The following is an 11,229-nucleotide window of genomic DNA, read 5'->3' as shown; positions in this document are numbered from 1 at the left end:
TATACGTTATTATGGATACCTCCACTAAAAGTTACGTTAAAATATTGCTGGCTGTTACATTTTGGGCTAGCTTATATCATATAGCACCATTACCTTTAAAGTATGTAGATATATATTTGGTGGGATTTATTCGTTATGTATTTGCCTCATTAGTATTTTTACTTGTTCATTATTATTATACTAAAACACTGTTACCAAAATTAAATATAAAACAGTGGCTTTATATAATTGCTATAGGCTTCTTTGGTGTATTTTTATATAACATCGCATTCTTATGGGCTGAAAAATTAATATCAGGAAATATCATAGCTATTATATACGCATTTTCTCCTTGTTTCATAACAGTTTTATGTAGTTACATTTTTAAAATGAAGGTAAATTTGCAAGCTAAGCTAGGCATTTTAGTAGCACTCTTGGGGACAGTAGGAGTTGTATCATTTTCAGGTTATGGAACAGATGCAGAATGCACGGTGGGTCTATCAATTAATTTAGGTGAAGTACTAAGTATTTTAGCAGTTCTATGCTTTAGTGCTTATGCTATCTTAGGCAAAAGTTGTGTCAGACAAGGTATAAATATGATAACTATAAATACCTACGGTGCTATTGTCGGTATGGTTATGTTTGCTATTGTTAGCTTATTTAAATCTGATTTTGGCGAGCTTGTAGATACAGATTTGTCTTTTTGGATAAGTATGATGTATATATCAGTTTTTGCTACAGTAACATCTTATGTGTGGTATTTACAATCGTTAGAAGAAATAGGTGTTTATAAGACAGCAGTGTTTCAAAATATTATGCCGTTTTTAGTTATAATTATAGGATTTATATTTTATGGTGAAACACTATCACCATTATCTTTACTCTTTGGTGCGGTAATATTTTTAGGTGTTTATATGACAAATGTTGCCATTAATAAAAAAGGTTCTGTCACAAACTAGTTTTAGTTATAATCAAAGTCCAAGATTTTTGCCGGTTAGGATTAGAATATATAGGGTTTGCTGTAGCATATAGAGCACATAAGTAGGTTGATGCTATAATGAAAACGAAAAATATCTTGAATGGGACTGTTGCAAACTAAAATTATATGTTTCTAACTGTGTTAAAAATATTCTCAAAATGCTCATTTACTACATGTAAACTGCGCTTTTTCGAATATTTTTGCCTTGTTACCACCCATCTAATTCCAGCTTGCAACAGCCCCTGAATTGATAAATCAGTTTTTTCTAAAAAAGGAGTAATTTAACACAGGAGACATTTATGACTGATCATGATTTTGATGTTTACTGGTATAAAACTATATCAACACTTGTGACGATGTTATTAGACTATGCACCCAGGCCTTCAAGTATAATGAACAAAGCCTATAAAGAAAAAACTATTACGGCAATAGAAAGCTTATTGTATAGAGAGCCTGCTTATGATGATATGTCTAACCCTACGACTACTATAACTAAAGTAGGATCTCTTTTAAAGGTAATACGCTATATAAAAAACAATGGCATAAGTGACCAAGAGTTAGAAAGGATACATAACAAAATAAAGTTTGAGCTTAAGAGGTTATATGTTTTATACGCGCAGCATTTAAATATGAGTAAACTTATATATGGCGCTGGAGTAACACCATCTGCTTTGGTATATGAAGTTAGTAGCAATAAAAAATTAATTATAAATAAGCATACAATAGGTTTGATATGTGAATATTTAGATGGTTCAAGTTATAAATCCTTTAGGAGAGTATGTAAATTAAATTCTCAAGGGCTGCCTCCTTTACCACTATTACCAATAAATGATCAAAACCCTATTACATTAATAGGCCATCAAGGCGCTGTTAAAGCTCTAGCTGTTTTAGATGGAAGAATAGTCAGCGGCTCAGTAGATCATACTATAAGAGTATGGGATTTAGACCACCCTACAAACCCTATCATATTAGCTGGGCATCAAGACAGAGTTACGACGTTAAAATTATTGCCTGATGGAAGAATAGTAAGTTGCTCAGAAGACTGTACTATAAGAGTATGGGATTTAAATAATCCTACAAACCCTATCATGCTAATGGGCCATCAAGCTGGGATTCTAGCATTAAAGTTATTGCCTGATGGAAGACTAGTAAGTTGCTCAGGAGACCGTACTGTAAGAGTATGGGATTTAGATAATCCTACAAACCCTATCGTACTAAAGTGTCAAGCCTGGGTTGGAGATGTGATATCATTGCCTGATGGCAGAATAGTTAATACATCAGGGGATGGTACCATAAGGGTATGGGATTTAGATAATCGTACAAACACTATTACGCTAGGAGGAAATGAATATTGGCTTGGAAAGTTAATGCTATTATCAGATACAAGAGTAGCCAGCGTTTCAGCAGACTGGACTATAAGGATATGGGATTTAAACAATCGTACAAATCCTATCATACTAACAGGACATCAAAATGAAATTACAGAGCTAATATTATTGCCTGACGGAAGAATAGTCAGCGGCTCAGCAGACAGGACTATAAGGATATGGGATTTAAACAATCCTGCAAATCCTATCATACTAATGGGACATCAAAATGAAATTACAAAGCTAATATTATTGCCTGACGGAAGAATAGTCAGCGGCTCAGCAGATCATACTATAAGAGTATGGGATTTAAATGATTTTACAAATGTTATTACGCTAAGAGGTACAAATTGGGTTACCGCGTTGGAGTTGTTGCCAAATGGGAGAATAGTCGGCGGGTTAGGCAATGGAGTTATAATGGTATGGTGACATGGAGGTTATAAAAAGAACTTATAATGTTAAATAACTGGAGTTACGGACTTTTGGGAAAAAGTTAAAGCGAAAAAGTTTTCTATGTGTTAATTTATAATTACATCAACTATGTTATGTTCTAAAAATGAAACAACGTGAATTAGCCAATCTATATACTGAATATTTATTATGTCAAAACTCCCAAGCAAGTGCGACAATGTGTTCAAGTATGTTAGATGAACTAGTAAAGCATGATAGTTTTTCTCGGATGTTAAAAGTTGGTAGTTATGAAAGTAAATATGTCTGGTTAAAAGGTAAAAGTATTTTAAACGCCTACAAAGATAAGCCAAAGATATTATCTATAGACAATACAATAAGTCCTAAATCTGATAGTATGGTCAATGAGGTAGTAAACTGGTTTTATGATCATTCTGTAGGTAGAGCAGTTAAAGGCATCAATCTTATTAGTGCTTTAATCCACGTTGGAGATGCTAATATTCCTGTAGGCTTTGAAGTACAAACTAAGGAAAACTTTGTAGTAGAAAAAGATAAAGCAGGTATGGAGCGCTTAAAGCGTAAAGCACGCTACACAATTAATGAACTGGCAAGAAAACTGATATTGAAAATTATTAAGAATTTCTCTAGTTTTGATTATATAGTAGCTGATAGATATTTTGCTTCTAAAACTAATTTGAAATTCTTTAACAAACATAAACTCTCGTATGTAATAGGTATAGCAAATAATCGTTTAGTTGCTAAGAGTAAAGCTAATGCTCTTGCTGGTAACTACTGTAGGTTAGATGAATTAGGATTGCTAGAAAATGAGGCTATGAAAATTTATTTAAAAGATATAAAATATAGTCTTGTGGTTACTCGCCAAGTCTTCAAAAACGGGGACAATTCAACAGGTGAGATTTATTTAATTACTAATGATCTAAACCTAGAGAGTAACCACATAGAAGATATCTATCAAAAAAGATGGAATATAGAAGTTTATCATCGAAGTATAAAACAAAACGCTAGTCTTGCTAAATCACCTACATCTGTAATTACTACTCAGCTTAACCATATAGGTTTATCTATAGGTGCATTTATTGAACTTGAAAAACTAAAACTTGCTTCAAATAAAAATCACTATGCGTTGAAAAGGAAAATGTTAATCGCCGCCAATCAAGCGAGTCATAGGGAAATTATAAAAATGAAAAAAATACTCAAAATGACTGCTTAAATTTAAAAGTCCGTAACTCCAGTAAATAAAGAAATATAAACGAAGTCTTTTTTTGAAGATTGCGCAAAACACTCAAGAGAAAACCTAATAAATTCATCGCTAATAATTAATGGTTCTAAACCATAATATGTATGCATATGGAGCAAGCTGTCAATACTGGAACTGTTGAAAACTGAAATTATACAACACTAATTGTGTTAAAAATATTCTCAAAATGCTCATTTACTACATGTAAACTGTGCTTTTTCAAATATTTTTGCCTTATTATTTTTTGCCTAATTTCAGCTTTCAACAGTCCCATACTATCATGGATGTGTTAAAATCGTCACAAATAATTTAAATTTTAAAATGTTTATATTCAATTTATCATGATGGAAAAACAAATAAAAGCAGTTTCACTAATATCTGGCGGACTTGATTCTATGTTAGCTACAAAGTTAATCCAAGAGCAAGGTATCCACGTTGAAGGGATTAATTTTTTTACGGGATTTTGTGTTGAAGGACATACTCATGCTATCCGTAAGCGTGACAAAGAAAAACAAAAAAGAAATAATGCTCTATGGGTTGCCGAGCAGTTAGGAATAAAACTGCATATCATAGATGTGATAGAAGAATATAAAGATGTCCTTTTGAATCCAAAATATGGCTATGGTGCCAATATGAATCCATGTCTAGATTGTAAAATATTTATGGTAAGAAAGGCAAAACAATGGGCTATTGAAAATGGTTTTGATTTTATAATAACTGGAGAGGTTATTGGTCAAAGACCAATGTCACAAAGAAAAGATACAATGCCAGTAGTACAAAAGCAATCTGGTATAGATGATCTTTTATTGCGCCCATTAAGTGCTAAGAATTTACCGGAAACCAAACCTGAGAGAGAAGGTTGGGTTGATAGATCTAAATTGCTTGGCATTACAGGTAGGGGTAGAAAAGATCAGATACGTTTAGCAAAAGAATATGCTATAGAGGATTACGCCTCCCCAGCAGGAGGATGCTGTTTTCTTACAGATAAACAATATTCTGATAAGCTCGTGGATTTATGGCAAGCTAGAGATACACGAGAATATGAGTTTGATGATATTATGCTTCTAAAAGTAGGTAGGCATATTCGTTTTAAGCCGGAGTTTAAACTTATAGTTGGGCGAGAAGAAGGGGAAAATAATTACTTAAATGGTTATAAAAATCAGTTTATAAGTGTTTATTGCTCATCTCATGCAGGTCCTTTGACTTTGATAGATGGTAAGTTTAATAAGTCTGATGAAAAATTTACAGCAGAAGTTTTAGGAAGATTTACGCAAGGTAAAACTGAGGATTCTGTAACAATGGTATTTAATTACTTAGACGGTACTAGCAAAGAGATTAAAGTTAAGCCTATCTCTGCTGATGAAATTAAAAAAGAATGGTATATATGAAAATGAAAGAATTAAGTTTAGAAAGGTTACTTTGTCCCATGCCGGTGATTAAAACTCAGAATATGCTTAAAACTATGAGTTCAGGAGAGCTATTAAAAGTTACTTGTACTGATCCTGGCACAATGCATGATATACCAGCTTGGTGTAAGGTTAATGATTATAAGCTTATAGAAGCTAAAGAAGTAAATGCTAAATTTGAATTTATAATAGAGGTGAAGTAAATGGATCAATCTGTTTTGAACGTATTAGTTTGTCCGGTTTGTAAGTCTAACTTGCACTATGATAAACAAAAGCAAATTTTAGTGTGTAAAGCAGATAAGTTAGCATATCCTATACGTGATAACATACCAGTTATGCTTGTTGAAGAAGCTACTAAGCTAAATATTGAAGAGATAAAAAAATATGGCTAAAATTCATATTATTATTCCAGCTAGATTAAACTCTACACGTCTACCAAATAAAATGCTTGCTGATATAGCAGGTAAACCAATGATTCAAAGAGTATTTGAGCAAGTCTCTAAATCTAAATTTGAAAGCATAGTTATAGCTACAGATTCGCATAAAATAAAAGATATAGCACAAAACTTTGGTGCACATGTGATTTTGACTAAGCCTGAACATGAGTCTGGTACAGATAGGATAGCTGAAGCAGTCTTACAACTTGCTTATAACGATGAAGATATAGTTATTAATGTACAAGGTGATGAGCCATTAATACCTATTGAAAACATAGAGCAAGTAGCAGAGTTGTTAGTAAATAAGCCTAAAGCTGTAGTGTCAACTTTGTGTGAAAAAATAACTTCTCCAGAAGATATATATAATGCAAATAATGTAAAAGTAGTATTTGATAAAGACAATTATGCTCTCTATTTTAGTAGAGCTTCGATCCCTTTTGAAAGAGGTTTTTCAGAGAATAAACAAGTTCAACAAGCTGAGTACTTTAGGCATATTGGAATGTATGCTTATAGAGTAGAGTTTTTAAAAAAATACTCAAGTTTAAGCAAAGCACCTATTGAAAATTATGAATCTTTAGAGCAACTACGAGTTTTATATAATGGTTATAAAATTGCAGTTGCCAAAGCTATAAAAAGTACTCCAGCAGGAGTTGATACATTAGAAGATTTAGAAAAAATTAGGAAGTATTTTAATGTTTAAATTAGATGAACGTTTAGGAAAAGACACTTTTGAAGTCTGTCAAACTTTAGACTGTAAAGTTCTTGTTATGAATAATGCTATATTACCATGGTTTATTATTGTCCCATTTACAGATAAAACAGAGTGGTATGAATTAGATGATTCTGTTCAATATAACATAAACACTATTATAAATAAGCTATCTGTATTTTTAAAAAATGAGTATAAAGTTGATAAGTTAAATATAGCTACTTTAGGTAACGTTGTAAAACAAATGCATATTCATGTGATAGGAAGATTCACTACAGATCCAGCTTGGCCTAATCCAGTATGGGGCAATATTCAAGCACAAGCCTACTCCAAAGAGCAAAAAGTGGACTTGAAAGAAAGGTTAAAAAAATCTCTCGCAATAAATATTTAACTTTCTCTCAAAAACTTGGTTTGGAGTAAACTTTAATTGTCAAGTACAATTTTTGGTAATTTTTCGACCCAAAGGCGACGTAATTCAAGCCATACTCCATGTTTATATAATTTTGTGACTTCATCATCCCTAGAGGTAAATAGTTTTGTTTTTTTAATGGTACCATTTGTAGTTTTAACTTGAGAGTCTATTTCTTGAACAAATTTCTCAAAAAATGAGTGTGGCAACAGAGCAAAAGCATCGGGATTATTTTGGATATTTACTATTGCTTTTGCTAAATTGTCAGGTAATATTTTGTTATTGACTCTTTTCCCTGCTATGCCTAGAGATATTTTTCTATTTTTAACTTTGTCTTTATATTCATCTATAACAACGTTTATAAATTGCCGGTTTATTTTAATATTTTCTTCTTTATTTAGACAACCCCAGACTCTTATACTGCAATCGTTTGAGCTGTTTACTATTTCTCCATCAGGTAATATCTGTAATTCATTAACAGCCCCTAAATGACCTTCTAGCACGATAGGGCTTTCAGGCTCAGTTATATCCCAGACTCTTATAGTATAATCTGCTGAGCCGCTGACTATTCTTCCATCTGGTAATAGCTTTAAGCTATGAATATCTGCTTTATGGCCTTTTAGCACATGAGTAGGAACTCTAGGATTGTTTAAATGCCAAACATCTATAGTGTGATTTGCCCCTTGACTTACTATTCTTCCATCTGGTAACATCTCGAACGCCCAAGTACCTGTTTGTTTTCTTAGTACGGTACTTGTTTGTGTGTTTAAATTCCAAAGCTGTATAGTTCCATCCCGCGACGAGGATATTATCCTTTCTCCATCTGGTAATAACTTTAATGCTAAAACACCTTTTTGATGGCCCGGTAACAGAAGAGGAGGATTTGTAGGGTTGTCTAAATCCCAGACTCTTATATTGTCATTACGTGACGATGCGCTTAGCAACTTTTTTCTATCGGGCAATATTTGTAATATTGTCATATAATCTCGAACGTCTCTTAACACGATAGGATTTGTAAGATCTGTAGGCCTATTTAAATCCCATATTCGTATAGTTCCATCACCTGATCCACTTATTATTTTTTCATCTGATAATACCTCTAACGCTGAAATAGGATATTGATTAGTTCTTAACTCAAGAATATTTGTGGGATTATCTAAATCCCATATTTTTATAATACCATGTTTATGTCCAGTTACTATTTTTCCATTCGCCAATACCTTTAATGCGGAGATTGGTTGTGTATCAACTATCCGTGTAATATAGTTTTGGTAATTTAGTGGTAATAATGGTAAAGGAGGCAGCTCTATATAACTGATCATAGCTGTTTTTCTAAAATTTCTATAACTTGATTTATTTAAATAGTCACCGATCATACTTAGTAATGCTCTGGATATTGTTATTCTTTCTCCGTTGCTGACTACACGAATTTTAGATGGATCTTTAGGTTGTTCTATAAACAAATTCATATTGCTCTTGCTAAATATAAGCTGACTTATGCTTAAACGATTAGCATATCTGATATATAGCATTCTAAGTTGAGATTTTATTTTCTTATGTATTTCATCTAAACTGGCATCACTTGCTTGATTGTTTGCCATATAACGTATTGATTCTAAAAGTTGGCCTAATTTATTATAAGCTACCATAGGATTAGATACCTCTCTATTAGATGCATCTGTATAATTCTTTTCTGGAGAAACCAGAGGTTCTATAGCGTTTTGATTTATATCACTTAAACCATGTTTTAATAATATGGTTGCAATTGCTGATAAGGTTTTATACCAATATATATCAAACTCTTCGTTAGTCATAAATACTCCTGGTTGTTCTAGCTACCACATGAATTAAATATTTGTTCACATTTTCTATTATTTATTATATACTTAAAATAAAAATAAATAAAAGTAAATAAACATATATTATTATTTAGTTTGAAGTTAATAATGAAATTTTTTAATATACATTAAATATTTATTTGAATTATGATTGCATGCTAGCTTTTAACATAACATTTAAATTTGGCGTGTATCTTGAGGATACAATCTTGCACCTAAAGTTCATAAATATTGCAAGGTAGTATCTGAATTTATAAAAGTTGTAAATTTTAAGTAAATAATGTATCCTTTGGGGTGTAATTTGCAATAGTAAATAATAAAAATAAGGAACTTAATTATGAAAGCTTCAGCAAGACATTTGCTAGTACAGTCAGAATCTGAATGTGAACAAATAAAAAAAGATATTAATGAAGGTAAAATAACTTTTGAAGAAGCTGCAAAAAAACATTCTCTGTGTCCATCTGGAGCTAGAGGTGGTGATCTAGGTACTTTTTCCCAAGGTCAAATGGTTCCTGAATTTGATAAAGTAGTCTTTAATGACGAGTTAAACACTGTTCATGGACCAGTGAAAACGCAATTTGGCTACCATCTACTAGAAATTACATCACGTGGATAATTTTAAATTTTCATAATTTTCAAATTATTATTTCTCAAAATATTTAATTTACGGTTACAAAATGAATTCAGAAACAAAAAAAGATTTTAGCTCTTTAGGCTTAGATCAAAATATTGTAGATACTGTTATAAATTTAGGGTATGAGAACCCAACGCCAATTCAACAGTATGCTATTCCATATATATTATCGGGTAGAGATGTGCTAGGTCAAGCACAAACAGGTACGGGTAAAACAGCAGCTTTTGCATTACCATTAATTAATAATTTAGATCTGAATGATAAAAGCAGATCTCCACAGATCTTAGTATTAGCGCCAACTCGAGAATTAGCTATACAAGTAGCAGAACAATTTGAAGCTTTTGCAAAAAGTGTCACAAGTTTATCTGTTGCTTGTATCTATGGTGGACAAGAATATGGTTCACAAATAAGAGCACTTAAAAATGGTGTTCAAGTAGTAGTAGGTACTACTGGTAGAGTTATGGACCATATTGAAAAAGGAACACTAAAGCTAGATAATCTAAGAGCGTTAGTATTAGATGAAGCAGATGAAATGCTTAGAATGGGTTTTATTGACGATGTTAGATGGGTTTTAAGTCACATATCTGATGATTGCCAGAGACTACTTTTTTCAGCAACTATACCGGAAGATATAGCTGATATTATAAAAGAGTATTTAAGAAATCCATGTAAAATACAGGTTAAAGCAAAAACCAAAACAGCTAATACAATTACACAAAAATTTATAGTAGTTAAAGGTTTTAGAAAAATAGATGCTTTAGACAGACTATTAGAAATAGAAGAAACTGATGGTGTAGTAATATTTGTTAAAACTAAGACAAGTACAATAGAAGTAGCAGATAATTTAAAAGCTCTTGGTTATAAAGTAGCTGCTATAAATGGTGATATGCAGCAATCTCAAAGAGAATATATTGTTGAGCAATTTAAAAGTGCTAGATCTAACATTTTAGTTGCTACTGATGTTGTAGCTAGAGGTATAGACCTTGAGCGTATTAGTCATGTGATTAACTATGATATGCCAAATGATGAAGACACTTATGTTCACAGAATTGGCCGTACTGGTAGAGCAGGGCGTGAAGGAGTTTCTATTTCTTTAGTAACGTTAAAAGAAATGAGATTTTTACGTTCGCTTGAGCGATTTACTAATTCAAAACTAGAAGAAGTATTTATGCCAAGTGCTAAAGAACTTGCTGATAGTAGGATTAATGACTTTAAAAATAGAATAACATCTGCTCTAGAAAAAAATAAATCCCTAGATAAGTATAAAGAAATAATAATCGATATACGGGATCAGTTAGAGCTGGATTCAGAAGATTTATTAGCAGTACTTACACTTTTAGCACAAGATAAGAAAGGCTTTTTCCCAAGGGAAATCCAGGCTAAAGAAGAAAAGAGAGCTACTAAAAGAGATGATAGATCATCCAGATCTAGTGATAGGTTTAATGATAGAGACAGAAATAATAATTCTAGGTTTGACAAAAAACGACCAAAGAGAGTAGATATAGATCTAACTACCTATAGAATAGATGTGGGTCGTGAAAATGATGTACAACCAAGAAATATAGTTGGTGCTATAGCAAATGAAGGTGGCATAGATAGTAAACATATCTGTAATATATCTATAGAAAAAGACTATACTCTAGTTGATTTACCAGCTAATTTGAGTGCAAAAGTTATAAATCATCTTAAAAAAGTTTGGGTAGCAGGTAAAAAATTAAATCTTACTGAGCATAGGTAGATTAGAGCCTCTTCATTAAACTGTATTTAGCTCTTAGGGAGTGGTGAATATCTCTGAGGAGCCAAAA

The 11,229-nt window shown here is 32.1% G+C and carries 11 protein-coding genes; 10 read left to right on the top strand and 1 reads right to left on the bottom strand.

The features are described from left to right. Positions 1–11 precede the first annotated feature (11 nt). From E4K63_RS04840 to E4K63_RS04805, 8 genes are all read left to right on the top strand, one after another. Positions 12–938: a DMT family transporter gene (locus E4K63_RS04840; protein WP_133940270.1), complete on the top strand. Its 927-nt coding sequence runs from the start codon at positions 12–14 to the stop codon at positions 936–938. 319 nt (positions 939–1,257) lie between these two features. Beyond that, positions 1,258–2,754 carry a WD40 repeat domain-containing protein gene (locus E4K63_RS04835; protein WP_133940268.1) on the top strand — a complete coding sequence of 499 codons (1,497 nt, stop codon included), beginning with the start codon at positions 1,258–1,260 and terminating at the stop codon, positions 2,752–2,754. A gap of 127 nt (positions 2,755–2,881) precedes the next feature. Continuing rightward, positions 2,882–3,964: an IS701 family transposase gene (locus tag E4K63_RS04830; RefSeq protein WP_179965672.1), complete on the top strand. Its 1,083-nt coding sequence runs from the start codon at positions 2,882–2,884 to the stop codon at positions 3,962–3,964. 368 nt (positions 3,965–4,332) lie between these two features. Beyond that, complete coding sequence (locus E4K63_RS04825) at positions 4,333–5,379, top strand: tRNA (5-methylaminomethyl-2-thiouridylate)-methyltransferase (RefSeq protein ID WP_133941733.1); 1,047 nt, start codon at positions 4,333–4,335, stop codon at positions 5,377–5,379. Continuing rightward, positions 5,376–5,600, top strand: coding sequence for a sulfurtransferase TusA family protein (locus E4K63_RS04820; protein ID WP_133941731.1), 225 nt, complete (start codon positions 5,376–5,378; stop codon positions 5,598–5,600). The genes E4K63_RS04825 and E4K63_RS04820 overlap by 4 nt, the downstream gene beginning before the upstream one ends. Next, entirely contained in the window at positions 5,601–5,789 is a 189-nt protein-coding gene (locus E4K63_RS04815; protein ID WP_133941729.1) for a Trm112 family protein, read from the top strand. It abuts the gene before it with no gap. Continuing rightward, positions 5,782–6,534 (top strand): 3-deoxy-manno-octulosonate cytidylyltransferase, encoded by a 753-nt coding sequence (kdsB, locus tag E4K63_RS04810; RefSeq protein ID WP_133941728.1) that lies wholly within the window; start codon positions 5,782–5,784, stop codon positions 6,532–6,534. The genes E4K63_RS04815 and kdsB overlap by 8 nt, the downstream gene beginning before the upstream one ends. Next, positions 6,527–6,934, top strand: coding sequence for an HIT domain-containing protein (locus tag E4K63_RS04805; protein ID WP_133941727.1), 408 nt, complete (start codon positions 6,527–6,529; stop codon positions 6,932–6,934). Before kdsB ends, E4K63_RS04805 begins: the two co-directional genes overlap by 8 nt. A gap of 32 nt (positions 6,935–6,966) precedes the next feature. Here E4K63_RS04805 and E4K63_RS04800 read toward each other — a convergent pair whose 3' ends face one another. Next, the gene (locus E4K63_RS04800) at positions 6,967–8,766 is read right to left on the bottom strand and encodes a WD40 repeat domain-containing protein (protein ID WP_133941726.1); all 1,800 of its coding nucleotides are present in this window, start codon (positions 8,764–8,766) and stop codon (positions 6,967–6,969) included. A 361-nt stretch (positions 8,767–9,127) separates the two neighbouring features. Between E4K63_RS04800 and E4K63_RS04795 the strand changes: the two genes are divergently transcribed. Together E4K63_RS04795 and E4K63_RS04790 are read left to right on the top strand one after the other, a co-directional pair. Further along, a complete protein-coding gene (locus E4K63_RS04795; RefSeq protein ID WP_039124542.1) occupies positions 9,128–9,406 on the top strand; it encodes a peptidylprolyl isomerase in 279 nt (92 codons plus the stop codon). A gap of 61 nt (positions 9,407–9,467) precedes the next feature. Continuing rightward, positions 9,468–11,162, top strand: coding sequence for a DEAD/DEAH box helicase (locus E4K63_RS04790; protein WP_133941725.1), 1,695 nt, complete (start codon positions 9,468–9,470; stop codon positions 11,160–11,162). The last annotated feature ends 67 nt before the right edge of the window (positions 11,163–11,229 follow it).

The organism is Allofrancisella inopinata (genome assembly GCF_012222965.1).
GTDB lineage: Bacteria > Pseudomonadota > Gammaproteobacteria > Francisellales > Francisellaceae > Francisella > Francisella inopinata.
Note: the sequence above shows the minus strand (reverse complement) of the source record. Positions and strands in the feature narration are given on the sequence as shown.

Bases quoted from the DNA above. Each gene is read 5' to 3' on its own strand.
- E4K63_RS04840 (WP_133940270.1), top strand. From the start codon at position 12: ATGGATACCTCCACTAAAAGTTACGTTAAAATATTGCTGGCTGTTACA.
- E4K63_RS04835 (WP_133940268.1), top strand. From the start codon at position 1,258: ATGACTGATCATGATTTTGATGTTTACTGGTATAAAACTATATCAACA.
- E4K63_RS04830 (WP_179965672.1), top strand. From the start codon at position 2,882: ATGAAACAACGTGAATTAGCCAATCTATATACTGAATATTTATTATGT.
- E4K63_RS04825 (WP_133941733.1), top strand. From the start codon at position 4,333: ATGATGGAAAAACAAATAAAAGCAGTTTCACTAATATCTGGCGGACTT.
- E4K63_RS04820 (WP_133941731.1), top strand. From the start codon at position 5,376: ATGAAAATGAAAGAATTAAGTTTAGAAAGGTTACTTTGTCCCATGCCG.
- E4K63_RS04815 (WP_133941729.1), top strand. From the start codon at position 5,601: ATGGATCAATCTGTTTTGAACGTATTAGTTTGTCCGGTTTGTAAGTCT.
- kdsB (WP_133941728.1), top strand. From the start codon at position 5,782: ATGGCTAAAATTCATATTATTATTCCAGCTAGATTAAACTCTACACGT.
- E4K63_RS04805 (WP_133941727.1), top strand. From the start codon at position 6,527: ATGTTTAAATTAGATGAACGTTTAGGAAAAGACACTTTTGAAGTCTGT.
- E4K63_RS04800 (WP_133941726.1), bottom strand. From the start codon at position 8,766: ATGACTAACGAAGAGTTTGATATATATTGGTATAAAACCTTATCAGCA.
- E4K63_RS04795 (WP_039124542.1), top strand. From the start codon at position 9,128: ATGAAAGCTTCAGCAAGACATTTGCTAGTACAGTCAGAATCTGAATGT.
- E4K63_RS04790 (WP_133941725.1), top strand. From the start codon at position 9,468: ATGAATTCAGAAACAAAAAAAGATTTTAGCTCTTTAGGCTTAGATCAA.